The 25,338-nt window shown below is 39.7% G+C and carries 31 protein-coding genes and 3 tRNA genes; 9 read left to right on the forward strand and 25 right to left on the reverse strand.

The genetic code is table 11. From position 1 onward, the window contains the following. Window positions 1–64: 64 nt before the first annotated feature. Complete coding sequence (locus OXIME_RS01380; protein WP_393971699.1) at window positions 65–1,159, forward strand: FAD-dependent monooxygenase; 1,095 nt, start codon at window positions 65–67, stop codon at window positions 1,157–1,159. Here the strand turns inward: OXIME_RS01380 and OXIME_RS01385 are convergent, their stop codons facing one another. Further along, window positions 1,160–2,530: a signal recognition particle protein Srp54 gene (locus OXIME_RS01385; protein WP_393971700.1), complete on the reverse strand. Its 1,371-nt coding sequence runs from the start codon at window positions 2,528–2,530 to the stop codon at window positions 1,160–1,162. 138 nt (window positions 2,531–2,668) lie between these two features. Then, the gene (locus OXIME_RS01390; protein WP_393971701.1) at window positions 2,669–2,980 is read right to left on the reverse strand and encodes a transcription factor S; all 312 of its coding nucleotides are present in this window, start codon (window positions 2,978–2,980) and stop codon (window positions 2,669–2,671) included. A gap of 153 nt (window positions 2,981–3,133) precedes the next feature. On the opposite strand from OXIME_RS01390, the gene OXIME_RS01395 reads away from it, so the two are divergent. The 5 genes from OXIME_RS01395 (at window position 3,134) to coaA (ending at window position 6,039) form a co-directional block, all read left to right on the forward strand. Then, window positions 3,134–3,547: a CoA-binding protein gene (locus tag OXIME_RS01395; protein ID WP_393971702.1), complete on the forward strand. Its 414-nt coding sequence runs from the start codon at window positions 3,134–3,136 to the stop codon at window positions 3,545–3,547. A gap of 39 nt (window positions 3,548–3,586) precedes the next feature. Then, window positions 3,587–3,669 (forward strand) — tRNA-Ser (locus OXIME_RS01400). 242 nt (window positions 3,670–3,911) lie between these two features. Then, window positions 3,912–4,394 carry an Lrp/AsnC family transcriptional regulator gene (locus OXIME_RS01405; protein WP_393971703.1) on the forward strand — a complete coding sequence of 161 codons (483 nt, stop codon included), beginning with the start codon at window positions 3,912–3,914 and terminating at the stop codon, window positions 4,392–4,394. 93 nt (window positions 4,395–4,487) lie between these two features. Continuing rightward, window positions 4,488–4,570 (forward strand) — tRNA-Ser (locus OXIME_RS01410). A gap of 521 nt (window positions 4,571–5,091) precedes the next feature. Continuing rightward, entirely contained in the window at window positions 5,092–6,039 is a 948-nt protein-coding gene (gene coaA, locus OXIME_RS01415) for a type I pantothenate kinase (protein WP_393971704.1), read from the forward strand. An 18-nt stretch (window positions 6,040–6,057) separates the two neighbouring features. Here the strand turns inward: coaA and OXIME_RS01420 are convergent, their stop codons facing one another. Beyond that, window positions 6,058–6,810, reverse strand: a complete 753-nt coding sequence (locus OXIME_RS01420) for a potassium channel family protein (protein ID WP_393971705.1) — start codon at window positions 6,808–6,810, stop codon at window positions 6,058–6,060. A 132-nt stretch (window positions 6,811–6,942) separates the two neighbouring features. Between OXIME_RS01420 and OXIME_RS01425 the strand changes: the two genes are divergently transcribed. Further along, on the forward strand, window positions 6,943–7,263 hold the full coding sequence (locus OXIME_RS01425) for a hypothetical protein (RefSeq protein ID WP_393971706.1): 321 nt from the start codon (window positions 6,943–6,945) through the stop codon (window positions 7,261–7,263). Window positions 7,264–7,292: 29 nt separating this feature from the next. Here OXIME_RS01425 and OXIME_RS01430 read toward each other — a convergent pair whose 3' ends face one another. The 9 genes from OXIME_RS01430 to OXIME_RS01470 form a co-directional block, all read right to left on the reverse strand. Then, window positions 7,293–8,612 carry an aldehyde dehydrogenase family protein gene (locus OXIME_RS01430; protein WP_393971707.1) on the reverse strand — a complete coding sequence of 440 codons (1,320 nt, stop codon included), beginning with the start codon at window positions 8,610–8,612 and terminating at the stop codon, window positions 7,293–7,295. Window positions 8,613–8,770: 158 nt separating this feature from the next. After that, window positions 8,771–10,345: an acetolactate synthase large subunit gene (locus OXIME_RS01435; protein ID WP_393971708.1), complete on the reverse strand. Its 1,575-nt coding sequence runs from the start codon at window positions 10,343–10,345 to the stop codon at window positions 8,771–8,773. 291 nt (window positions 10,346–10,636) lie between these two features. After that, complete coding sequence (locus OXIME_RS01440) at window positions 10,637–11,992, reverse strand: DUF790 family protein (protein ID WP_393971709.1); 1,356 nt, start codon at window positions 11,990–11,992, stop codon at window positions 10,637–10,639. Continuing rightward, window positions 11,964–13,310 carry a DEAD/DEAH box helicase family protein gene (locus tag OXIME_RS01445; protein WP_393971710.1) on the reverse strand — a complete coding sequence of 449 codons (1,347 nt, stop codon included), beginning with the start codon at window positions 13,308–13,310 and terminating at the stop codon, window positions 11,964–11,966. Before OXIME_RS01445 ends, OXIME_RS01440 begins: the two co-directional genes overlap by 29 nt. Then, on the reverse strand, window positions 13,301–13,552 hold the full coding sequence (locus OXIME_RS01450) for a hypothetical protein (protein WP_393971711.1): 252 nt from the start codon (window positions 13,550–13,552) through the stop codon (window positions 13,301–13,303). Before OXIME_RS01450 ends, OXIME_RS01445 begins: the two co-directional genes overlap by 10 nt. 108 nt (window positions 13,553–13,660) lie before the next feature. After that, entirely contained in the window at window positions 13,661–14,068 is a 408-nt protein-coding gene (locus OXIME_RS01455) for a hypothetical protein (RefSeq protein ID WP_393971712.1), read from the reverse strand. Between the two features lie 93 nt (window positions 14,069–14,161). Further along, a complete protein-coding gene (locus tag OXIME_RS01460) occupies window positions 14,162–14,806 on the reverse strand; it encodes a tetratricopeptide repeat protein (protein ID WP_393972229.1) in 645 nt (214 codons plus the stop codon). After that, window positions 14,803–14,937, reverse strand: a complete 135-nt coding sequence (locus tag OXIME_RS01465) for a hypothetical protein (protein WP_393971713.1) — start codon at window positions 14,935–14,937, stop codon at window positions 14,803–14,805. Before OXIME_RS01465 ends, OXIME_RS01460 begins: the two co-directional genes overlap by 4 nt. A gap of 364 nt (window positions 14,938–15,301) precedes the next feature. After that, window positions 15,302–15,889: a transposase gene (locus OXIME_RS01470; RefSeq protein WP_393971714.1), complete on the reverse strand. Its 588-nt coding sequence runs from the start codon at window positions 15,887–15,889 to the stop codon at window positions 15,302–15,304. Between the two features lie 298 nt (window positions 15,890–16,187). Here OXIME_RS01470 and OXIME_RS01475 point away from each other — a divergent pair, with 298 nt between their 5' ends. After that, window positions 16,188–16,697: a hemerythrin domain-containing protein gene (locus OXIME_RS01475; RefSeq protein ID WP_393971715.1), complete on the forward strand. Its 510-nt coding sequence runs from the start codon at window positions 16,188–16,190 to the stop codon at window positions 16,695–16,697. A 7-nt stretch (window positions 16,698–16,704) separates the two neighbouring features. On the opposite strand, the gene OXIME_RS01480 is transcribed toward OXIME_RS01475, so the two are convergent. The 7 genes from OXIME_RS01480 to OXIME_RS01510 form a co-directional block, all read right to left on the reverse strand. Then, window positions 16,705–17,217 carry a hemerythrin domain-containing protein gene (locus OXIME_RS01480; RefSeq protein ID WP_393971716.1) on the reverse strand — a complete coding sequence of 171 codons (513 nt, stop codon included), beginning with the start codon at window positions 17,215–17,217 and terminating at the stop codon, window positions 16,705–16,707. A 217-nt stretch (window positions 17,218–17,434) separates the two neighbouring features. Further along, a complete protein-coding gene (locus OXIME_RS01485; RefSeq protein WP_393971717.1) occupies window positions 17,435–17,605 on the reverse strand; it encodes a hypothetical protein in 171 nt (56 codons plus the stop codon). Continuing rightward, a complete protein-coding gene (locus OXIME_RS01490; protein WP_393971718.1) occupies window positions 17,606–17,857 on the reverse strand; it encodes a hypothetical protein in 252 nt (83 codons plus the stop codon). It abuts the gene before it with no gap. A gap of 13 nt (window positions 17,858–17,870) precedes the next feature. Then, on the reverse strand, window positions 17,871–18,164 hold the full coding sequence (locus tag OXIME_RS01495; protein ID WP_393971719.1) for a hypothetical protein: 294 nt from the start codon (window positions 18,162–18,164) through the stop codon (window positions 17,871–17,873). 15 nt (window positions 18,165–18,179) lie between these two features. Beyond that, window positions 18,180–18,350, reverse strand: coding sequence for a hypothetical protein (locus OXIME_RS01500; RefSeq protein ID WP_393971720.1), 171 nt, complete (start codon window positions 18,348–18,350; stop codon window positions 18,180–18,182). A gap of 388 nt (window positions 18,351–18,738) precedes the next feature. Next, a complete protein-coding gene (locus tag OXIME_RS01505; RefSeq protein WP_393971721.1) occupies window positions 18,739–19,017 on the reverse strand; it encodes a hypothetical protein in 279 nt (92 codons plus the stop codon). 154 nt (window positions 19,018–19,171) lie between these two features. Continuing rightward, window positions 19,172–19,777: a winged helix-turn-helix domain-containing protein gene (locus OXIME_RS01510; protein ID WP_393971722.1), complete on the reverse strand. Its 606-nt coding sequence runs from the start codon at window positions 19,775–19,777 to the stop codon at window positions 19,172–19,174. 51 nt (window positions 19,778–19,828) lie between these two features. On the opposite strand from OXIME_RS01510, the gene OXIME_RS01515 reads away from it, so the two are divergent. After that, the gene (locus OXIME_RS01515; protein WP_393971723.1) at window positions 19,829–21,079 is read left to right on the forward strand and encodes an MFS transporter; all 1,251 of its coding nucleotides are present in this window, start codon (window positions 19,829–19,831) and stop codon (window positions 21,077–21,079) included. A gap of 9 nt (window positions 21,080–21,088) precedes the next feature. Here OXIME_RS01515 and OXIME_RS01520 read toward each other — a convergent pair whose 3' ends face one another. The 6 genes from OXIME_RS01520 to OXIME_RS01545 form a co-directional block, all read right to left on the reverse strand. Next, window positions 21,089–23,098, reverse strand: coding sequence for a M13 family metallopeptidase (locus OXIME_RS01520; protein ID WP_393971724.1), 2,010 nt, complete (start codon window positions 23,096–23,098; stop codon window positions 21,089–21,091). 714 nt (window positions 23,099–23,812) lie between these two features. After that, window positions 23,813–23,885, reverse strand: a tRNA-Pro gene (locus OXIME_RS01525). Between the two features lies 1 nt (window position 23,886). Further along, complete coding sequence (locus tag OXIME_RS01530) at window positions 23,887–24,105, reverse strand: DNA-directed RNA polymerase subunit N (protein WP_393971725.1); 219 nt, start codon at window positions 24,103–24,105, stop codon at window positions 23,887–23,889. A gap of 4 nt (window positions 24,106–24,109) precedes the next feature. Next, window positions 24,110–24,517 carry a 30S ribosomal protein S9 gene (locus tag OXIME_RS01535; protein ID WP_393971726.1) on the reverse strand — a complete coding sequence of 136 codons (408 nt, stop codon included), beginning with the start codon at window positions 24,515–24,517 and terminating at the stop codon, window positions 24,110–24,112. Then, on the reverse strand, window positions 24,514–24,933 hold the full coding sequence (locus OXIME_RS01540; RefSeq protein ID WP_393971727.1) for a 50S ribosomal protein L13: 420 nt from the start codon (window positions 24,931–24,933) through the stop codon (window positions 24,514–24,516). Before OXIME_RS01540 ends, OXIME_RS01535 begins: the two co-directional genes overlap by 4 nt. A gap of 5 nt (window positions 24,934–24,938) precedes the next feature. Then, window positions 24,939–25,310 (reverse strand): 50S ribosomal protein L18e, encoded by a 372-nt coding sequence (locus OXIME_RS01545; protein ID WP_393971728.1) that lies wholly within the window; start codon window positions 25,308–25,310, stop codon window positions 24,939–24,941. Between the last annotated feature and the right edge of the window lie 28 nt (window positions 25,311–25,338).

Genomic DNA, 25,338 nt, shown 5'->3' on the forward strand with positions numbered 1-25,338 from the left:
TCTCCATACATGTAAAGGCAATATTTTATGAATAGAGGTTATATCAAAACCTGTAAGGAATCATATGCGTTATGATGTAGTGATAATAGGATCCGGGCCAGCTGGTTCGGAAGCTGGAAAGATTCTGGGTTCAAAAGGCTTCAAAACTGCCATAATTGATTCAAGAAACGAGATTGGAAATCCAATCAGATGTGAAGAGCTGACAAGGGAATCAATAATGGATTTTTTGAAGGTCTCAGATCATGAAAATATTATGTCCAACAGATTTGAAGAGATGCTGTTAAGTTTTGACGAGACCACCAAAGAGATTCCACTGAGGATCAAAAATGATAGATTTGTTGTATTTGAAAGGGATAAATTTGATAAGGAGAATGCTGCAAAGGCTTCACTAAATGGCTGTGACATATTCATACGAACGCTTTACCTGAGCCATTCCAAGAACACTGACGGGGAAATTACTGTAAATGCAAGAAAGGGAAACATCAATCTTCAGTTCATATGCAGATTCCTCTTGAATGCATCCGGAGAAACTGGAAGAGAAACTTGTATTCCAGATAAAATCAAGGTTAAAAGTCACCGGGTGTTCCTTAACGGAGACTATTCCAGAGAATGCAGATTTTCAATTCAGTATGATAAGAAAAATATAATGTGGTACATTCCAAAGAGAAAACCTGAAGCAAACCTGGGAATTGCATATTATGGAGATCAGGTTAATTCAGATAACCCAGACAGTGAATTGAATTTTTTTATAAAAAAAATTACAGGAAAGGAGAGATTTTTCTCAACATTCAGTTTTACATGGGAATCTTCGCACCCAGAAACCTCATTCACCGATGGAGAAGCAATGCTTTATGCCGGAGATGCTGCAGGTTTAAGAGATCCCATAATACCTTTCGGGTTCGACAGGTCCATTGAATCCGGAAATATGGCAGGAGAGGCAATAGCCAGTTATCTGGAAAACAGCCAGTCAGATGCTGTTGAAATTTACAAAGATGAGTTTCTTGTCAATTATATAAAGCAAAACAGATCATCATGCTTTCTGTTTAGAAGCGCATATGGTGAAATAGAAGAGAAGATCAAGAACATAAAGGGCGGGATTGAGATACCACATCTCTCCTCATATGCACTGTTTGCAGTCATTCTTGGCAGAGAAATCTGATCAGGAATTGAACATGGACTCATCCAGCCCAAAGTTTCCGGATTTGATCTGATTCTTCAGCAGTTTCTTGAAACCGCGATTTCCCTTCATCATCTTCAGATTATCTTTCATTGCCTTATATTCCCTTAAAAGCTGCCTTACCTGAACTTCAGATGTTCCGGAACCCTTTGCGACTCTCTGTATACGTTTGGAGTTTATGATTTCAGGGTTTTCCAGCTCCTTGTAAGACATTGAATCCATTATGACCCTGTAAGTTGAAAGCTTATTCTGAGCAGTTTCAATATCATTGGGGTTTATCTTGTTTCCACCTGGAATCTTTGCAAGTGGCAAGGAGTCTATCATCTTTCTCATAATGCTGGGTTGGGCAAATTTTTCCCACACATCATACATGTCCATGAGGTTGAATTTTCCTGACATTAACTTTGACAGGGATTCCTCAGCCTCCTCCTCAGTTATGTTTGTATCCTTAAATGCCTCCATGAGTGTTTCAAGGTCACCCAGCCCCAGGAGCCTTGAGAGAAACTTGTTTCCATTGAATATTTCAAGGTCGTCCATATGCTCCCCTGTACCAATGAAGTAAATCGGGGAATTTATCTCAGAGACGGCGCTTAATGCACCTCCTCCTTTTCCAGTTCCATCCATCTTGGTTATTATAACACCTGTGATCCCCACGGCCTCATCTATTGCCCTGGCTTGGGGTCCTGCCTGCTGACCTATGGTTGCATCAAGAACATAGAGAACCTCATCCGGAGATGCTACCTGCTTTAGATCTTTGATCTCGGATATGAGATCTTCATCAAGTGCATCCCGTCCACTTGTATCAATTATCTTCACCTGAATGTTTTCAAGCTGTTTCAGCCCAGCTTTCACAATTTTAACAGGATTCTTTTCTCCTTTTATGCCGAAGAATGGCACGCCTACCTGTTTTGCTATCTGATCCAGCTGCTCATATGCTGCAGCCCTGTGTATATCTGCAGCTATGAGGCCACAGCTCATGCCCTTCTTATTGAAGAACTTTGCAAGTTTACCCGCCGAGGTTGTCTTGCCCTGCCCATAAAGTCCTACAAGCATTATCACCTGGGGCTTTAGAACAAGTTTCGAATCTTTTCCGATAATTTTTAAAAGTTCCTCGTAAATAATCTTTACTAGAAAGTCTTGGGAGGTCATGCCTGCAGGAGGTTTTTCTTCTTTTGCCCTGGTCTCCAGATTCTTTGTCAGCTGGAGTGCAAGCTTGACGTTAACATCTGATTTGAGAAGCGCCCTCTGGACATCCCTCACAACTTCTTTTATGGTTTCACTGTCAACATAGCTTGATCCTGTTACTTTCCTTATGGTCTCCCTTAGCGAAGATGCGAGACTATCCAATACCATATGATAACAGATTTATGTTTTCTATATAACTTTTCCTAGATTATGCACTGATCAGCGGAAGACGTGAATTTGCGGCAGGTTTCAAATCCTGAAAACAATGATGTGGGCAGAAATTTCAAGAAATAAGTTTCATGCTATTTAGTATTCTCTCCACCTGTACCCGCAGTGTGCACATGTGTAGAATTTTGTTTCAGGCTCATCAGCCGATCTGGTCTGTTTAAGCAGAAAGTACGCACCCCTTTCATGGCATTTGGGGCATGAAGCATCGGAATCAAGTGGTTCAGCAGACTTTTCTTCCCTGATTATTATGACTTCCTTCCCGCCGCTTTTAGTGACGATTTCGTTATTCTCTGAATCTTTCCGGGTGATTTTCTGCTCGTAACCACAATTTCCGCATACCTGTCTACCCTTGGACGGGGACATCAGTGAACCGCATTTTGGACAAAACATAGAGTTTTCAAAGTGTATTTGCATATTTAAACTTAAAGGTCGAGAGGCATGATAATGAGATTTACTTTACCATTTTTTTAAATATTTACATAATCCACTTTCTTCAACCTTCGCAATTGGTCATATTTATTTACGTAATTTGTATATTAAATAATGGCATATGACGAAGATAAAATACCGGAGATACTGAACAATGCAAGGAATATTGCAGTCGTAGGAATATCGGATAAGACAGACAGGGATAGTTATGGAGTAGCAACCTATTTGAAAGAACATGGTTACAATATCATTCCCATAAATCCAGGCCTGAAAGAGTGGAAGGGCATAAGATCCTACCCGGATCTCCAGGCTGTTCCTGAAAATGTGGAAATAGATATAGTTGATATATTTAGGAAATCTGATGCAGTTGTCCCAATTGTGAATGATGCCTTGAAGAGAAAGCCTTCAGCAATATGGATGCAGGAGGGAGTGGTGAATAATGAAGCAGCAAAAATGGCCAGAGATGCCGGCATTCTGGTGGTTATGGACCACTGCATTATGAAAGAACACCTTAAACAAAAAAAATAATGCAAATTTTCATATTTATAGTAAAGCTTCCAGAACACTGTCGGGGTAGCCTAGCCTGGTAAGGCGATAGATTCGAGATCTATTGCTCTCGTAGCTCGGGAGTTCGAATCTCCCCCCCGGCGTTGTTTCATGTTTTTTGCCCTGCCCTTGAAAGTCCTTTAAATCTGCATTTTTAATGCGAAGTAAAAGACTGCGATTCTAAATGTACCTTCGAATCATTGACGAGACAATGTTTTGGAATATAGTTAGATGAATAACGGAAATGCATAAGATTACATACTATGAATACCAGTATGTTACCTGGGATCAATTTTAGTACTATTTACAAAAGTCTGCCAGAATGGATATACCCATGGTACAAACCATGGAAAATTACTTTAACCTCTTACCACATGTTTCAGGGATGCAGGACAAACTGGACAAAAAGGACTTGCAAATTTTAAACTACCTGAAAGATCACTCAAGAGATAAGATTTCAGAGATAGCAATAAAGACAGGGATACCCAGGGCCACTGTCTTTGAAAGGCTGGAAAAATTAAAACGTGAGAAATATATCTCCAAGTTCACGCTTGAGGTGGATTATGAAAAGATTGGGTATCCTGTTCTTTCATACATATTTATAAGCTACGATTCTAACTCTGGTGTTGAACAGAAAGATATCTGCAGGAAACTGGCTGACTTGGAAAATGTAGTCTCATGTTCAATAGTTTCGGGGGAATGGGATTTCCTTATGCTCTCAATTCATAAGAGCATGAAGGACCTTTCTGAATTTGTACTTGTCAAACTTAGAACTATGCCCGGCATCAGAAGAACAATATCCATGCCTGTTTTCGAATATATGAAATAACATAGTTTCTAAAAATAGATGCCAGCAAATTTTATTGTTTTTCAGATAGTGGGGAGGGAATTTTAAATATCGAAGTTATATCCTATGGTTGAAGCTGGGGTAGCCTAGCCTGGTAAGGCGCAGGTCTGGAAAGCCTGTGCTCTCGTAGCTCGGGAGTTCGAATCTCCCTCCCAGCGCTACAATTTTATGAATTATTTGTTGAGATGAGATTAATGAGAAGTGAGGAGCTGTTTGATCAGGGGGTTGAACTAAGAGAACTTCACAGGTTTAAAGCTGCAGCGAAAGTTTTCCATGAAGTCCCAGTTATAAATCCAGCCTCTTCATAGGCATGGTTTTGGGAAGCTGTCTCTCTTGACAACTGTGGTAACGAAAGAGATGTGATTCCCTGCTACCTGGAGGCGGGCAAACTGGGACTGCCAGTTAACCTTTTTCCTAAGGCTTATATCTGGCTTTCAAGTTCCTTTTCCAAAATTGGGGATGTGGAAGATTCTGAGAAATATCTCAAAATGGCTGAATAGAATGGAAATTATCAACCACAGGAAGAGTTTGAGTTCCTGTCCAGGAAAATTAAAAATAGAAATAAAAGAATGCAGAAGTTGAAAATTGAAAAACAGTGAACATGGATTCATGGGCTTAATGCCGCTAATTCTTAATGCTAAAGTTGATTATCTGTTTTTAACTACAGGGGTTAGTTTGATTGAACAGAAATGATATTTCCCCTTTTATAACCTTTACCAGGCAGGAATGGACAAAACTAAGAGATAATACGCCCCTGACACTGACAGAGAATGATCTGGATACACTTAAGGGAATAAACGAAAATCTTTCAATTAAGGAGGTGGAGGAAGTATATCTGCCTCTGAGTAGACTCCTGAATCTGTATCTCAATGCGTCCAAAAGGCTTTATGAGGCACGGAACACGTTCCTAGGCAACAGTGACGGAGGAGTCCCTTACATTATAGGGCTAGCAGGAAGCGTTGCAGTGGGCAAGAGCACAACCGCAAGAATACTTCAGGCACTGTTGAGAAGATGGCCTGGAACACCTGAGGTGGATATAGTGGCAACTGACGGCTTTCTCTACCCCAACTCAGTGCTTAAGGAGAAAGGAATAATGGATCGCAAGGGCTTTCCTGAGAGCTATAATATTCGTGACCTCCTAAAATTCCTCTTCGATGTAAAATCTGGAAAGGAAGAGGTGAAAGCCCCTGTATATTCCCACCTGATTTATGATATTGTTAAGGGAGAAGAACAGATCTTGAAGAGACCCAACATAATAATCCTTGAGGGGCTTAATGTGCTACAGACCTCCAAGGGAACGGGATACAGAGATGCTCCTGAACTTTTTGTTTCTGATTTCTTTGATTTCTCAATTTATGTTGACGCAAAGGAAGAAGATATAATGCAATGGTACCTTGACCGTTTTCTGGTTCTTAAAGAGACCGCGTTCAAAGATAACAGGTCTTTCTTCCACAAATATTCATATTTTTCAAAGGATGAGGCTCTGGAGACAGCAACCCGGATCTGGAACAGCATCAATGGCCCCAATTTAAAAAACAATATCAACCCGACAAAATATCATGCCCACCTTATCATGGAAAAAGGGCCATCACATGAAGTTAAAAGGATCAGCTTGCGGAAAATATGAGATCATAACAGGAATTATTCAGGAACTTAAGTCATCAACTATGAAATTCACCATCTGATCAGCGGCAACCTCTTCCGGGAGGATAACTTCAGTCACACCCACCTTTCTGTATCTTTTTATACTCTCTTCCCTGGATGCCCTTACTATGGTTTTTATTTTCGGATTCATTTCAACTGCTTCCATTATTATGTAAAGATTCACACTGTCGTCAGGTATGCATGAAATTATGAATGATGCCCTGGCGATCCCTGCCCTGGAAAGCACACTTCCAATTGTCGCGTCCCCGCTGACGAAAAGCCTGTGCCCATTTTCTGGTGTGTTGTATACATCTCTATTTTTGTCGACAATAACGTATTTCAAACCCAGCCTGTCCATCTTTTCCGCAGCTTTCCTTCCTACCCTTCCATATCCACATATTATAACATGATCTTTTATGTTCTCCAGTTGAATGTTCAAGTTTACCACTTTCCTTACTCTGGAAAATTCACCGCTTACCATAAAACCCACCATGCTGGACAGTGCATAGAGTCCAAGTGAGACCCCCATCAGCATGATGCCGATGGCAAACCCTCTTCCGGCAATACCCGTTGGAAGGATGTCTCCGTAGCCCACTGTGGTTACGGTCTCAACTGTCCAGTATAGGGAGGTGAAAAGTGTCCTTCCCTGGATTAAATGGAAGCCTATTGTTCCCGCAATGAGAACCAATATGAAAATCAGGACGGATATTTTCAGACCTTTGGGCAGCAATGACCAGAGAGGTGATTTTGCCACATGTCAACATATACCACCCTGTTTAAGATACTTTTCTGCACCATCCTGTGTATGTTATTCCATCATTGGATGAGAAATGTATCATTACCAAACTTGCAAGTTTATTTAGTTTGGGAAAATCACCTATATAAAATGTACAGAAACGATCCTGATCTTGACACAGCGAGGAAACTGGCACTTATCGCCCTTTTTTTCAATCTTTTGGGCTTTTTTCTTGCGCTTATAACCGTATTTCTGGCAATCCTTCCCTTCATTCTTATGTTTATGGACTATGTTTTCATTTATAAACCCCTTACCGATGGAAATGCCGTCAGGGCAGAGGTACCTGCACTTCTGCTTGGAATTCTGCAGATTTTTGTTGGTGGAGTCCTCTCTGGAATCATACTCATTATTGCATGGGTCAAAATCAGGGATTCAATAATAAAAAATGGCGGAAGAAGCAGCGTTATCTAAATCGGGTTTAAATTCCACATTTCTTTAGTTCAGTGGTCAACCCAGACTGTTTTTATATTTGTAAATTCCTTCAACCCATATTTTGAAAGTTCCCGCCCTATACCGCTTCTCTTGACCCCACCGAAGGGAACCCTGGGATCTGATGCCACCATCTTGTTTATGAATACCATTCCAGCTTGGATTTTTGGAGCCAGCAACTCAGCCTCTTCGCTGTTTCCCCAGATGGAGGAACCAAGCCCAAACGGGACGTCGTTTGCAAGCCTCAACGCCTCCTGATTTTCCCTGAATTTCATAAGTATTGCCACCGGACCGAATACCTCTTCCTGATAACTCTTGCTCAACTCTGCTATTGTGGGTGGTATTATGTTATCCTGAACTTTGCCAAAAATCTCCACTTTTCCCATCTTACTGAGGTCTGATATCTGTTCCTTCACTGTATTTGCCTGATTTGAAGAAGAGAGAGGGCCAAGATATGTGTCTTTGATCAAGGGGTCTCCTATTTTCACAGTTGAGAAATGCCCGGCCAGTTTTTCCCTGAATTCATCAAACACATTTTCGTGAACTATGAAACGCTTGGAGGCAATGCAGCTCTGACCATTGTTCTGAAGCCTTGCATATAAAGCATTTTCCGCTGCTTCGGAAACATTGGCCGATTGAAGCACTATAAAGGGATCAGAACCCCCAAGTTCAAGTACTGTCTTTTTTAGGTTTTTTGAGGCTTCTTCAGCTATAGATATACCTGCCTGCGTTGAACCGGTAAAAGATACCCCGTCAAAATATTTAATGAGTTCCTGTGCCTTCCATCCACTAACAGGTATTGACCTGAACATTTCATTTTCAAATATTTCCTCGATCATCATACCTGTTCCTGTCACTATTGAGGCATGTTTCAGAACAACTGCATTTCCAGCAAACATTGCAGGCACTGCAGCCCTCATAACCTGCCATAATGGAAAGTTCCAAGGCATTATTATAAAAATGACACCCAGAGGATCAAACCTGACATATGTCTTCTTTCCCTCGGTTTTAACAAATTCAGGTTCAAGAAACTCCCTAAATGATTCCAGGGCATAATCAACAAGTTTTATGCACTTGTCTATTTCGGCAAGACTCTGTGAAATAGGTTTTCCCATCTCCATGGACATGAGTTTCCCAAGTTCCTCCCTTCTCTTGAGAAGGTTTGGCTTCAGGACGTTTTTGAAATAATCCACCCTTGAATCCATGTTCCATCCCCATGTACTTTGACCCAACCTCATTTTGCTGACCATTTCCCTTACATTGTCTTTTGAAACCTCTTCATATTCCTGAATTTCCTTTCCGGTGTAAGGATTCACTGTTTTAATAGACATAAATATTAAGGCTAAAATACTTTATAACTCTTATGAAATCCATCAGTGCCATGATTCTTTCATTTTCTATAATGCCAGAATCTTGAAATGCTCAGTTCCTGACACCATTATGATTCATGAAAACGATTTATTCAATATGTTATCAGAACGCCATTCATTCATGGCATCCTGATCTCAATTATGTTTACCCCTGAGTTTTTCAAAGATTCTTTTAGCGCTTCTCTATATGAAGAGTCACTGTCCGAGTAATAATATGAAGATCCAAAGCTCTTTGCAAGCATGCCGAAGTCTGGATTATTGAAATAGACGTTGGAGGGCTTAAGTCCTTTGTCCTTTTGCTCCTCTGCTATCAGGGTGAGTGTCCTGTCGTTGAACACAGTAATGGTTATGTTGACACCCAGACGCCTGGCAGTCTCAAGTTCCTGGATATTCATCAGAAAACCCCCATCACCGGATACAGCCACAACCGGATCATTTCTTCTTATCAAGCTGCAGGCTACTGCAGCCGGCAGAGAAGAACCCATAGAGGCAAAGCCGTTGTATATAATGGTTCTTCCACACATTTTGGGCTGATACCACCTCGAGACCCAGACCTTGTGCATTCCAACATCTGAAATGACCCATGCTTCAGGAGGAAGGGTATCTGTGAGAACCTTCATTATCTTCCTTGGCAATTCTTCACCTTTTCTGCTGTAATCTGTGAATTCCTTCCTCCTCTCCTCCCTTATACTTTCAAAAATTCCCATTTCTTTCCTTGGTGTAACCAATTTAGCAAGGTTGATCACACTGTGGCTGATATCGCCAATAACCTCGGTTGTGACAGGAAAATGGGAATCTGATTCGGTTGGGTATGTGTGGATATTTAAAACTGGGATTTCTGAGTTTTTGTTCCATACAGCAGGATCGTATTCAACCAGATCAAAACCTATCGCAATGACAAGGTCAGATTTGTTCAACACCCTGAGTTGATGAGGAAAAGGGCGGTAACCAACGGAAAACATATTCAGTCCGTCTTCAAATGGAAGTATGCCCTTTGACATAAAAGTGTTTACAACAGGTATTCCGGTCCTGTGAATAAAATCAGATACAGCCTGGATTGAGTTGGACCTGATTATACCGTTTCCGGCCATTATGATGGGATTTTTGGCAGAATTAATGACTTCAGCCGCATTCTTTATATTATCTATTATTGCATATTCTACAGGAGCTTCAAGAATCTTCAAAGGTCTTGAATCGGTCTGTTCAGAACCCACATCTTCCGGCAGCTGTATGTGGGATGCACCCTGAACCTCAAGTGATGCTATCCTGAAACCTTTTCTCACTATCTCCGGAATTGTATCCGGCCTCAGAACTGCTTTGTTGTATTTTGTTATACCGGAGAAAAGGGCAATTGTATCAATGTTCTGGTGTGACTCTTTATGGATTCTCCCAGTATTGGCCTGAGCGGTAATTGCAACCAGTGGAATCTTATCCAGATGAGCATTTGCAACCCCAGTGACAAGGTTCGTTGCCCCTGGTCCAAGCGTGGAGAGGCAAACACCTGGCCTGCCGGTGATCCTGCCGTATATATCTGCCATAAAGGCAGCCCCCTGCTCGTGCCTTGTAAGAATGAACCTGATGCCACTTTTGGCTATTGAATCGATAAGATCAACATTCTCTTCTCCCGGTATGCCAAATATATAATCCACTTTCTCATTTTCCAGGCATTCTACAAAAAGATCTGACGCTTTCATGGTTTCAACATTATTTATATGGACTTATAATTTTGGAAATTGCCATTGCTTTGAAGAAGCTTTTTTCATTAATGGAGATCGAATGGAAAAAGCAACATTTCTAAAGGAATTGCCAATGAAAAAGTGGGCGGAAAATACTAATATTTTTACATGCAGATATTCTTACTTCTCCATTCTGCCAGATCAGTGAAGTGGACCTATTCCAGTGGAATAGAATATGGTACATGATTTAGAAAAGCTGTTTGTGAAATGGCTATTGAATCCTGATATTGCAGATGGGAATGTAATGCCCTACCTTTTCCCATCTCCACTACTGTTTTTCTTTTGAACAATCATGGAAAGTCCCTTCCAGGTCACTGTGTATCCAAGTGTTTCTAGGACCTCAAGAGGTGATAATCCGGCTTCCTCGATTATATCCAACATTTTCTCTGAATCCGGGTAAGTAATATCCAGATGCTGTTTGATCTGAATCATTTTATCAGGATTTTCATTTTTTTCTTTTTTTATTTCATTGCCTGTGGACCATCCCGGGTATCTGGCACTTATCTCATGGATTAACTCTTCCCAGCCTATGGAATCCCTGAAACATATCTCACCCTTTATCTTTTTATCCGAACCAAACAAAAGATACACGTTTTCCATTAAAATGCCATTTCCAGATAGATAAGACCTGATCTTCCTGTCCTCATCAATGGACTGAGGCACTGAAAGGTTGATGAGGATCTCTCTTTCACCCAGGTTCAATGAACAGTAAGGTACAAAAACACCACCAGGAACTGCGACTGGATCTGTATTGAACACTACAGGAAATCTGCTATCAGGTTTGTCCTCATCCTCACTGAACTCAGGAAAATAATCTGAAATCTCGTCTCCAGCCCTGAAACTGTAAGTCTTCTTTCCCCCTGAATCTCTCTCTTTAAGCATGATGGTTGCTTCAATCTCCCACTGTCTTTCCCTGCATATTGACCTGAAGATCCTAGCCATCCTAATACCGTATCTCTCCGATCTTTCAAGTACTGACATTGGGCCTGAAACCGATATTGATTGTATTTCATTGCCACCTGTCTTGATTGTGCAGAGAAGCCCGAGAGATTTTATCCTTTTCAATACAGTGTGCCAGTCTTTGATTTTAAAAATATCCATGGATACGCTGTGCATCAGGATGGTCTCAACTTGTTCCAGATTGAACAACCTGCAGAGTTCCTCGGGATCAGTCTCAGGAGGATCTATAAGAATCTGATCGCTTTCCTTGTCGCCATACATGGCCTTTTCCACACTGGATGTATCTGTTCCAATCTCAGCAGCTATCTCCATGAAAATTTTCATGCGCTGGGTTTGGTCAAGTACAGGAATCGGAGTCCTGGAGAAGATCTTTTTTCTTATAGTGTAGGCATCAAGATCTGATGGAGGCTTGAATTTGCTCATTCTCTCAGTGATCAAAAAGAGTCCCCGAATGACTTTGTGATTCCTTGATCTGACTTCTATCTCCTTTCTGCCTCTATCGATATAATCCATGTTATGGTTTACGGAGGATTTCATGAAACTAATAACACTCCGAGCCAGATCTGACGAATCTGATGAGAGGAATACTGGACGAACAATTCCATTCTTTGTTCTTTTAACTATCATCAGATCTGTTGGGAACACCTTTTCTCCTCCTTGATGAAGTGGCATATTCTGAAGTGCTTTTCGTAACAATCTCATAGAGAACTGCCTTTTTTTCTGAACCGGGCCTGAGTATACGCCCAAGCCTCTGCCTGTACTGCCGTGCACTCCCTGATCCACTCAGTACTATCCCTATTGTTGCATCAGGTACATCAACACCTTCGTCAAGCACCCTTGATGTTGCCAGTACGGTTACCTTTCCTTCCCTGAACATATCAAGATATTCCTTCCTCTCCGGACCTGGAGTGAGGTAAGTCAGAGCGGGGACAAGAAATTCCCTGGAAATGAGATATGCTGTGTCCGTATCCTCTGTAAAAATTATTGTCTTTTCGCCTCTGTGTCTGCTGAGCACATACCTGACAGTATCAATTTTTACCCTTGCACTGAATGCTATCTCCCTGGATCTTCTCCAGGCAAGAAGTGCTTCTCTGCCTTCAGGATTCCATGATCTCATTATGAACTTCTCGAAGTCCCATGGACCTTTTAGTCTTATTCTTTCCCTCCTGATGTATCGCAGGAATATCTCCCTGTTAGTCCTGTATTCCTCTTCTTCTTCATCATTTAGCTCCACAGGAATCCTTATAATGCTGAAATCCGCAAGATAATCTTCCAGCTCCTCGTAACCCATTTCAAAAATCTTGCCCCCCATGTATTCTTCCAGTTTTTCATGGAGAAGGTCAGTCCTTTCATATGTGGCTGTGAGACCAAGCCTGTAAGGAGATGCGAACATCTTTGCGATATTCAAGTACTGATCTGATGCCAGATGGTGCACTTCGTCGAATATCACAAGCTTGAATTTGTTTCCCAGTGTTTCAGCCATGAGGAATGCTGAATCATAGGTTGAAACAGTCACAGGAAGAAATGTCTTCTCTCCCCCTCCTATCTGCCCCACCTTTATGCCAAAGACTTTTTCCAGTTTCGTTCTCCACTGCTGGATAAGTTCAATAGTTGGAGCCACCACCAGGACGCTATTACTAAGCAGTCTGATGGCTTCAATACCAATATGTGTTTTTCCTGCTGCTGTGGGAAGTACAATGGTTCCGCTAAAGCCATTTTCCTTCCATTTTGATATTGCTTTTTTCTGGTATGCCCTTAGTGTTTCGGAGTGAGAGAATTTTATTTTCTGGGATTTTTCGAATACCCTGTCTTCCACATCCGGATACTGACTGGCTATCCTGGCGTACATGTAGGCAGGGGCTCTATAGGCATTAACCCTTGGATCAAAAATCATACAATTTAACGGATCTTTTACATTTCTGAGAAGGATTGTTCCGCGGTCAAAATCCATGGTCATGCCCATGCCCTCATTCCCCCGATGGGTACTGATCTTTGGATTATGACCATATCACGCATCATTATCTTCTCCTGATCCCCATCTTTAAAAGATGCAACTTCATTCAGGAGATCATAAAGCATTTTATCTTTTTTAGATTTTCCCTGGGCAAGGAATTTCCAGATCATATTAGAAGTAGCTAACTTTCCCACCCTTTCGGTAAATTCCTTTAGATACTGCATTCCATGGTCTTTACCATTAATTTTCATATCGAGAATTATTCTTATGATATGGAGAAGATTTTTATACGACTGTTCAAAATTCTCTGGAAGTTGCCAATTGACTTGATCTATTGCCTTTTCGTATTCTCCAATAGCTTAGAGTTCTTTGGCAACATAACCCCTAAGATTCACATTAAGTTCCGGCCCTATTTTATCATAAAGCGATCTGGATTCCTCAAAAGCTTTATTCCATTTTCCAGCAACAAAAAGCCCAACAATTCTGGCTGTTAATGGTGGTTCCTTAACATCAGCGGTTTCATACCAGTAGTTGCATATTTCAAGAGCATTATCAATATTCCCTGTTTCTGCGTACTCTTCGATTAGATCCATTTTGTCTACCATTTTTATTTTATTAAGATTTTCTTTTACAATATATACCGATTTTTCCACCAAATCCTCATTTATCATGGCTTCTACATATGTAGGAAAAACTTCAGAGTGTTCAGTAATCAATCTAAAATTTTTATTTACAGAATCAATGACATCCATGTATTTTTCAAGCAACCCCAGCACCATCAGCCTTTTCAGCTCATACTCGTCATCCCTTTGAATCTTCAGGGCCTGGTCCATGAATTCAAGTGCCTTTTTGTAATTTTCCTAATCAATAAGCATTAATCCTTTCTGATAATAAAATTCGGATATATTTGGCCATTTTTTAATGGCATAATCACATGATTTCATTGCCTGGGAATCCTCTTGATAATCATGTAGAAGCCTGATTTTCTCATTATAGGAATAGGGGTCACTACCGTTCTTAATTGTGAGTTTATCAAGCTCTATTAGAGCTTCATCCCCTCCGTCTTCCTCAAAGAGGAATTCAGCATAATCTATGCGGTAGTCTATATTATCTGGATCAAACTTTATTGCAGCTTGAATTTCTTTTTCTGATCTGCTGTTATCACCCAGTGATTCATAGATTTCATGAAGAAGATAGTGTAATTCAGCATCTTTTGGATCTATGGCCAGTGCCTTCCTTGCAAACTCCAAAGCTTTTTCATAGTTGTCTGATTCCAGATAGCTAGATGACGCGAGGTAAAGTTTTGTTGAATCGGTGCTGTTTATGGAGTATGACTTTTCCAGTGGTTTTAATGCCTCCTCGTATTCATCGGTATCGTATAGAATAAGACCCTTGTTTCTGAGAAACATATAGTCATCTGGTTTGATTTTCAGGCATTTTTCCATAATATGAAGAGCCTCGTTGCTCCTTCCGGCTTCGTGCAGTGCAAATGCTTTTATATTTATGAAATCAGGGTCATTTGGAAGGCCCTGAGGATATCTTCAATAATCTTCAGTGCTTCAAGAGGGTATCTCTCATCAATAAGACTTATTGATGGACTGGCCTCCTCTCCAAGAGGATTTTCATGAACTGCCATTGTACCAGTGGCAATTTCCAACAACCTATTAATTTTGCCTTTCTTTTCATGTTTAGGTAAAATGTTACGAATTCCTTGCCGGATCATCTATAAATGATTCGTGCCATTATTTTCCTCTTTTTCATTCTTATCATGCACATGATATTGTGAACAAAGCACATGAACATGTTCTTAACCATCACCCTTGATACTCTAATTACAAATACATGGCCACCATGGAATAATGCCTTTATGACAGAATATGGTCTTTTGCATTTTGATCTTTTTCTAGTGATGCCCATGTTGCGATTGATGATCTTTATGGATAGTTTGTGACACCTAACAGCTTTATCCATTGTACCATTGATGCCCTTGCCCTCTGGTCCTAATTATACCTTGTCTTAATAACAGATAACACTGGAAGTGAGAGATCAATCTGCCAATCATGGACATTTGCAGGCATTGCTGACATATTCTCCATGATCTTGATCTCATCCACAAGATCATGGGCCTTGTAACAGAAGTGATGATCATGGTTCTTTGTTTTTGTTGCCCATTCATCATCTTTCCATGTTGGTGTCTTTGAATCTACCATTGGCTTTCCATGATTACCTATATCTGCCAAGATGAATGAAGCATCCTGCATCCTTCCCTTCTTTACCCTGATCTTTTTGGCCATGAACTGATCTCTTATCTCATTAAAGATATGAAAACCCTCTCCTGTTTTGGAAATCCTTTCCATGAAGTACCAGATGGTGATCCTGTCCAGTAATGAATCATGATATCCAATGAAATTGAGGAATGATATGCAATTTCTGATCTCCCTCTCAACCTGTGGATTTGAAGGGTTGTACCACTGCTTAAGCAACAGAACCTTTATCATCATTAGCGGATCATAGTTTGGCCCTTTTCCTTTTTCTGTATCATTTTCATACAGACCTAAAAGGATTGGCTTAATCCTCTCGTAGTCCATTCTATCTCTATTCTATCTCCAATACCTGAAAAAGGATGGCCAAGTGCCTCAACTTCCTTGTACCATTCTTGGAAATACCAATGTAGCAGATTCATGCCATTTAATCATGAGGTCATGAAAAAAATTTCGGTAGGGGGTTTGGAAAACCTCATGATTCTGATTTATGCGTATTTAGAACTTGCATAAACTCTCCTAATTATTTTGACCACTATGGCACATCTCTTATCAACTAAAAATGGCAGTCTCGAAACGTAAGAAAAATTAATGCTTTATATTCTATATCTATAAGGTTTTAGACATGGCGGATCTTGCTGAAATACTGATGATCGAGCATCTTGCAATCAAGAAATCGAAATGGATTGTGGAAAAGCCATACGAAAATGAGGCTTTCGTTAACTTCTACTCATACGTGAAGCAGTGCCATATAGAGGTTGAGGAAAAAGTCTGCTTTCCGATCATGGAGGCTTATGCTTTTCCAGATTCGAAACAATTCAACCAGAGGGTGGAAAGAATCAAAGCAGATCATAAGCTGATTGATACTCTCGCTGCCAATATGATAAAATGGAATGAACAGGGAAATGAATCCTTGGTCGCGGAGAGAGTTCCGTTATTTTACAGGTTACTGGTTGACCACAATGCATCGGAAGAAACTGACCTGTTACCAAGGTGGGACAAGATACAAAGCGCTGAAGTGAAATCATCTGTTAAAGATGCACTCTCTATAATCGAATCATTTGGGGTCAAAAAATACATAAACGCAACATGCCTGAACGAGAGTACATTCAACTATATCTTCAGGGCGCCATAGAGTTAATCTATTTCCGGAAATTCTTTTCAAGAATCGGCATGTTCTCCTCAAGTTTTATGGAAAGCTCCTTTTTTTCATTTTCTGGGAGGTAGGAGTCAACGAGCTCGAAAAGACCATTTTCCTCCTTGTAAACATGTTGCAGGAGTGTTTTTGCAATAACCCCAACTTTCCCAAAAAGTTCATCCGGTGAAATCTCCACCTCCTCATCGGATTCTGTTATGTTAGGTCGGTAGATCAGCTGCCTTTCACGTTTTATGGTGGCATGCTCGCCAGAAATTACCCTGATCGGCTCTTCAAACTCAAGATATTTTCTCAGAAACGGTCTGAAAATAGGCATGAGATAATTATCCTCTAGTGGAAAGTGAACATAGATAGAGTAGTCAACGTGCTCAAGGAATTTCTTGGCATCAATGCTGTTGTTAAGGAACCCCTCGGAAAGCTCGACTGTTAATATGTGTTGGTCCCTTAGAAGCTGGGTGGCAATTGTTCCCTTGAAAGTCAGTGAATCTTTAAGGCTCATCAATAGACAATTTCCAACAACCTATTAATTTTGCCTTTCTTCTCATGTTTATGTAAGATGTTATGAATTCCTTACCAAATCCTCAATGAATGATTGTTTTTTTATTTTCAATTTCCTCTTTTTCATTCTTATCATGCACATGATATTGTGAACAAGGCACATGAACATGTTCTTAACCCTAACCCTTGATAACAGAATATGGTCTTTCGCCCCTTGATCATTTTCTTGTTATCCGGAGATTTCTCCTTATGCTTTCAATTGTAAGCTTGTGATCTTTTACAGAACCATCCATAGTTGCATCTATTACCATGCATGAAACACCGAAATATCTCTTTTTTTTGTAGTTGACAATCCCAAGCATGTATAGATCCATCTGTGAATCATGCACTTAAGCCTTTATGGTTGAATAATTGATTATCATGTCATTATGGGCATCCTGTATTGTATGTAACTTGTATCGGAAGTGTAATCTCTTATTCTTCGCTGTCCATGATCTCCCCTTTGATCTTCTTGTATTTGCATTGTTCCTTTCATGTTCCATGGCTTTCTTTTTCTCTTTCTGGTCAAGTTTCCTTGCATCCTTGAGTTCTTTCTCAGATTGTTTTTCCTTTTGCTGATCTGTTTCATTTGAATCCTTCACCGAGAATTTAGGATCAATTGGGATTGTACCGCCATTCTTCCTGTGTTTGCCATGACCTGGATCTGTTTGGATGAATGTGAATGAATGTTGCATTCCGTAGGGTGATCTTCTTAAGAGTTACGCCCTTCTCATTGAACTGTTTCCAGATCTCTTTCCACACCTTCTTATCCAAGTGGTCGTTGGCTATTCTCTCCTTAAACAGAAACATTGTTCTTGCATCCGATATGGTCTCAGGATATTCCCAAATGTTGATGAACATGATATTGGAATAGAGATTCCATTTCCATTGCCTCATTAACGGGGCCATACGGGGATTGCAGGATCATGATCTTAGGATCATGATTATCATGAATATTATTATGAATACGGGATCAAAGTTTGGTCTTCCATATTTTCCTGTATCATTCCTGTAAAGATTATTCAATATGGGTTTTATCCTATCCCAATCCATTATATTTTTCATATAAGCAACTCTATCTTTAAACCTCTTCAACTGATTGTATTTCTCAATGAGACCTTAATTTATTATGTACATGAGAAGTGATAAATTGCCCATGAATAATTAGGTCATTAATTATGCAATTTATCCTATGTTATATGGATTATTAAAAACATGTGAATTCTGAATTAATTATGGAATCCATGAAAACGGGTGGGTGTTTTAGAAAATGTCTATCGCTAAAGATCTACCTAAAAAGATAAGGATTCCATATCCAAAGAGAATATTGAAATTCGTACCGACATAATTGAGTATAGATCACTCAATCTCTCTTTATTTTAAATTACCTGATTGAAAGTGATCATCAATCCAATCCTGAAAGTCAAGTTGAAACTTAATAATCACTGAAAAATTTTCCTGTTTACGAAGGGTATATTCGCGTTCAGGATCTGCTCCTGAATTTTTGTGTAGCTTTCTGTTCAATTCCGTCCATATATTTTCTCCACTTAGTTCCTGGTTGTACAGTACCCTTTATTCCCTTTGACTCCCAGTACTTTTTATAGAAATACTGAAGATTATATGAATCCGGGCTCATGTAATCCAGGTTCAATGTAACAAAATTGACTATATCCGCAACAATTTCATCCTGATTCTGGTCCATCATTTCTTCCAAAATCTTTTCATTCTCGCCAGAGTTGTCGACACTTTTGGTATCAGCCATTAAAACCTAAATTAAACTTAATATTTAAAGAGGTAGTTGATCCTTTTTTATCCGCCATATTCATTTTTATGAATCATGTAAGGACTGAAAGTCGAGAACTTTAAAAACAGTTTAGAAAATAGCCAATACGTTTCAAATATTATGATAAAATTCCTCACAACCTTGGGATCGCAATCAGAATCAGGTTGTATGTATCATCTTCCATGTGTCTGGAGTTTTTTGTATCTTCCTCATCAATCATTTTATTCACGACTTCCCTAAGATGCTTCAGCACCTTTTCATATGTTTCTTTTGAAACCCATGAATTTGAAAAAAGAATATGGCCTTGGAAGTATATATCTCGAAGTTTAATAGCATCCTTCTCTGACATCATTTCAATCTCTCCTGCAATTAGTCTCAGCCTGAGAATCTGGCTGTTGAGTGAAGAGAGCAGGTATCCTTTCAGATTCTCAGGAGTCTCTTTTATCAACTCCTTTTTCATGTCCTCAGGATCGAAACTCTCAAATATCTCCGTATTCGGGTAGTAATATTTTTCAACAAAGTTTTTTCTTACCTTTGATTCCGGTTCCGCAAGGATTCCTTCCTCCACCATCTCCTTGAGATTCTGATAGAGGTTGGATCTGGATTTGCCTATGATCTTTGACATCTGGGTTGCGGTAAGTTTGCCTTTCTGGAATAGAATTATGATGATTGAAAGCTTTGTCTCATTTTTGAAGGATTTAATCAGTTTTTTCCTTATCTCTTCCCTATTCTCAACCATGGACGACAAATTTATATATCAGTATAAAGTTTACGTATAAGCGATGCTGATATGTATAACTCATTAAATGACGTAAAAAGTTCTCAGAGAAGACTTTCACATGATTTTAAACTCATGGTTTCATCTGGTTTTGCCTCCCGTATGGGAACAACAGCATTCTCCATATCTATAATTTGGATAACTCTTGATCTCACAAATTCGGCGCTTATGGCAGGACTTGCTGACGGCCTTTTCACCCTTCCCCTGATTTTCAGTCTCTACTTTGGAGCTTTAATAGACCGTTTAGGAAAAAAGAAGAACCTAGCTATAATTTCAACGCTGGTCAGGGCCAGTGCAATTCTGTTAATTCTGATGGCCATACTTGTTCACGGATTTTTCCTCGTAATTGCCCTTATTTATTCAGCTGTTGTGGTGACTGGAATGATGTCTGATATTATTAATTCAATAAGATCTGTCTGGACAAAGGCATTTCTTGAGGAGGATCAGTACCAGAAGGGAATATCACTTTCCACAGGATTTTATTCCGTAGCTGAAGGGATAGGTTATGCTTTGTCCGGAATCCTTTTGTACTTTGGTTATTCTGATACAGTGTACCTTCTTGCCGCAATATTTATAATATCAGTTATCCCCATTATTTTCTTGCAGGAGAAAACGGATGCGGGCAAAACAATAAGTGGGACAAATATTAGTTCAGAGATCCTGGACGGGATCCGTTTCATAAGAAGAAATCGCAGCCTTAGCCAGTTCATTATAATAATGATATTTGCAAATTTCGTCATAGCAATGGTAGGAATAGGTTTTACATTCATGATAGAGAAGGTTCTCATCCTGCCCGCATTCTACCTGAGCATAATTTTAATAGCGTTATCCGCCGGTATAGGCCTGGGAGCAATCCCCGGAGGCTTTATAAGGGGAACCCTTGGAATTATTGTTTCACCTCTCCTGGCAATTATTGGGATTGCGTTCATTTCACTAATAGCAACCCGTGACGTTTTTATTCTCATCGGGCTGATATTCATCGTGGGTTTTGCAATTGGAGTCATAAATGTTGTCATAGGAACAGTATTCATAAAGAAAGTACCCATGGAAATGATGGCAAGAATAGAGGGGTCATTGAACACATTCGGAATCTCTGCCACATTCCTCTCCGGAACAATTGGTGGGGCCATTATAGATTTGACATCCATTAATTCACTTTTCGTAATAATAGGAACTGCAACTCTCATTGTTGGAATAGCTTTTATTTTTATGAAGGAACTGTCGGGAGAAAGAATTGAAAGGAAAGCAAGGATCAGCCACTAGAAAGCTGATTTACCAGATTGCTATCTTTTCTATGCTTCTCCCAGTTTTATCACTTTTCTTAACTGAGAAAGTTGCTTCAAAACTGGGATGATTCCACACCGGCAGGCTGGCTCTAAGTTTATTTGGGGCATGTGGATCTATGATAACCCTCCTCTTCACTTCCTCCTCCCTTATATTTTCCTTCCACAACTGGGCCCATGAAATGAAAAATCTCTGTTCAGGCGTGAAACCATCAATTTCTTTCCTCAACTCCGGACTTAATTTCAGTCTCCTCTCCAGTGCTGCATATGCTATGCTAACGCCTCCAAAGTCGGCAATGTTTTCCCCTACAGTCAAATCTCCATGTACCCTGACTCCTGGTAAAATCTCACATGAACTATACAGATCAATAACTGCCTGGGCTTTTTTCATGAATTCAGATCGATCCTTTTCTGTCCACCAGTCCCTTAGATTTCCCTCTTTATCATACATGCTACCCTGATCGTCATAACCATGTGTTATTTCATGGGAAATTACTGCCCCTATCCCCCCATAATTGACTGCATCATCCATTGTAACATCAAAAAATGGAGGCTGGAGAATTCCAGCAGGGAACACTATCTCATTGTCAGTGGGCGAGAAGTAAGCATTTACTGTTGGAGGAGTCATGAACCATTCGTCCCTGTCCACCGGCTTCCCAACCCTTACTGCCTGCCTCTTCACCTCAAATTCAATTGATCTCAAGACATTGCCAAAAAAATCATTGCTCCTGATATCTATTGATGAGTAATCCTTGAACTTGACAGGATATCCTATTTTTGATCTGAATCTGTCAAATTTTTCAAGCGCTCTTTTCCTTGTTTCATCACCCATCCAGGTCAGGTTTTCCAATCTTTCCCTGAAAATTGATTTTATATCATTAATCATGACTTCCATCTTCTTTCTCGAGTCCTCACCAAAGTGTTCTTGTACGTAGAGTTTTCCAAGAGCGTCCCCTATGCAGAAATTTACAATGTTAACTGATCTTTTCCATCTTGGCTCCATTTTCTGCTGCCCCATTATCTTTCGGTTGAAAAAATCAAAGTGTTCCTCCTGCATTTCTGAATTTAGAAAAGGGGTTGCAAAATTTACAACATTCCATACAAGGTAAGCCTTGAGATCATCAATATTAGTATCGGAAAAAATGTGATCAAGCAATTGGAAGAACTCTGGCTGGCCTATTATAACATATCCAACTTCCGGAACTCCCAGTCTGTCCATGTAATGCAAGAGATGAAGCGATGGATAATCTTTTTCAAGTTTTGATATTTCAACTCTGTTGTAGTTTTTTTCCTGATCCCTGAGTTCCTCCTGACTCCTGCTTTGCTGTGCCAGCTTTTCCTCAATTTGTAAGACAGCTTTACTGTATCTTCCTGAAGTATGTTCATCCAGTCCTGCAAGTCTCAGAATCCTCTCAATATGTTTTGGATACTCTTCCTTTATGCCTTTGAAAGAATCTTTTATGTAATAATCTCTATTGGGAAGTGAGATTCCTCCCTGCATAAAATATAACGAATAAATTGAACTGTTTTTCTTGTCCCCACGAAAGGAGGTCCTGAAAAAAACTGGAATGCCCGAAGAGTGAAGTTTATAAATGTATTTTGACAGATCATCATTTTTCCTTAATTCGCCTATTTCCTTCAAGAACCTGCTGAGTGGTTTGGAATTCAGTTCTTCAATTGTTTTTGTGTCCATTGCGGAATTGTAGAAATCACCGACAAGCCTCTCTTCCTTTGTTACCTCTTTCCCCTGAGATGCGGAACATCTCTGGGCAATTTCACGCAATAAGTAATTGTTTCTGTCATAAAGCTCCTGAAATGTCCCCCAACTTGTCTTATCTGGCGGGACTGGATTGGAATCTATCCATTTTCCATTTGAATATCTGTTAAAGTCTTCAGACGGGCCAACAGTCATATCCATATGTTTTATTGAAAAACTTGACTTTTCTGGTATGGCACTTTCCTGTTCAAAGTTATTATAATTTTCTGCAACTTTACTCATCCTGTTGAATATGGACTCTTTTAATTATATTTTTGGAAAATTGACATTGTCAAAAAATAGTTGATAAGTGTAGGAATTTCAAACGAAGTTATATGTGAAGCTGACAAAGAACCATAAAGTGGCACATTGGAAATAAATAATAAGAAACTGACACTGGAAACAAATCAGCAGATATCAACTAAAAGTTGACATTGTCCATAAAAGTAATAATTTCTATGCTACTAGATCAATACCTAATTTTATTCGAACAAAAATAGCGGAAATCCATTAGGCAGGAGAAAATAAGAATAGGAGATTACTCCAAGCGTGAAAATAGGTAAAGTTAGAATTGTTTTTCCTATAAGGAAACACATCATTACTGGTATTATACGATAAATTGGCAAGGAATCCAATAACCTTGCCGAATCCATGATATTCGGGATTGATGAAAATTCATATGTGGAATATGAGAATAGTGAGAAATTTATGGAATGGATATTATCCTTGAGACCACGAGATGTTAAAGAACATGGGATATCTCAACGAACCTTATACAATATTAAAAAACAAATTCAAGACAATAAAAATAGACAAAGATTGTCAAGGACTTATAGAGAATTATTTAAGATATATAAAGAAAAGTAATAACCTAGAATGAACTATATCTTTCTATTATTATATTGATAGTAAAAATCACAAAATAAGAAGTTGTTATCTATATCCCCTATTTGTATATGGGACCGTTGAGATTTGAACTCAAGTTACCAACACCCCAAGCTGGTAGGATACCAAACTACCCCACGGTCCCCTTACGAGAAGGGTAATATCTCGTCAATGAGGTCAGTGTGGGAGAGTATCATCCTTCTGCAGCAGTATCTCTCAACGTGCAAATCGTCAAGTATATTCGAGGTCTCCTCAGGGGTAACTTCTCTCCCTGAAGATCTTATCTCTTTAATTTGATCCATATACTTCACGTAATCAGAAGCAACAACTTTCCCGCAACTGAAACATCTAACCGGTATAATCATTAAATCACCTGTAAGATTTCTGTCTCTTTGCCCGGGCTCCGCTTCCCATAGGTTTCTTGGGCATTTTTCTTCTTATATCGTTTACAAGCATTGTCCTGTCGTATTGCCTGTATGCCTCTTCAACAGTGTCGTCCTTGAAGAACTTCACTATTCCATTGGCTATGGCAGTTCTTGATGCATCTGCCTGTCCCGTTGTCCCTCCGCCTTTGACCTTTACATCGATGTTTATCTGATCCACTCTTTCTCCGAGGAGCTTTATCGGTTCCATTATTTTTTCCTTGAGAATATCAACCGGGTAAAGTTCAACAGGATATCCATTAATTGTAATGATGCCTTTACCTTTAGTAGTTACTGCTTTCGCAATGGCAGTTTTCCTCTTGCCGGAGGTTATTATAACGTTCTGACCTTTCATTCTCTCACCTTATAGCCAAGTGTTTTTGATATTTCCTGAAGTGTAACGTATCCACTAACCCTTTTATTTTGAAATTCCTCTAATTTCTTGAATTCTTTGTTCTTCATTATTTTTGGAACAGAAGCATATACCATGCATCTCGATAGAGCAGTTTTTCCTTTGGAAGTACTTACCGGGAGCATATTCTTTATGGATCTTCTCAATATCTGATTTGAAGTTCTGGGATAATAAGGTCCCTTACGGTTGCTTCCAATGTCCCTTCTCTCAATAAACCTGTTTAACAGGAATTTCCTGCTTCCGGTAATCGCCACGCGATTGGCATTTACAATTATAACTTCCTCTCCTTCCAGAAGCTTCTTTGCAACAAATGTAGACAGCCTGCCGTAAATAGCGTTATCAGCATCAATATACATCATTTTACTTACCTCAGTATTTTAAAATTTGTCCCCTTAGGGTTATCCTTTGCCAGATCTTCAAGAGTTATAAATTTAGATTCGGATGAAGCCAGTTTTTCCTTTGCTTTTTCAGATATACTCAGTGCAGACACTGTCACTTTCTTCTTCTCAAAGTAACCTGATCCCAAAACTGATCCAGGAACAACCACTGTTTCACCATCCTTAACCAGCCTGTCTATCTTTCCCAGGTTAATGGACGCATATCGTTCCCTTCCTTCGGAAAGTCTTTCGGCTATATCCCGCCAGAAGGCTGAGCCAGCCTCCCTTGAAATTCTGCTTAAATTTAATATTGTGTCCTTTAGGTAAGGGTTTGACTTTCTTTCTACTTTCAATGACATTTTTACCATCTAGTGCAGTGCCATAATG

It is taken from the genome of Oxyplasma meridianum, assembly GCF_038024865.1.
Lineage (GTDB): Archaea > Thermoplasmatota > Thermoplasmata > Thermoplasmatales > Thermoplasmataceae > Oxyplasma > Oxyplasma meridianum.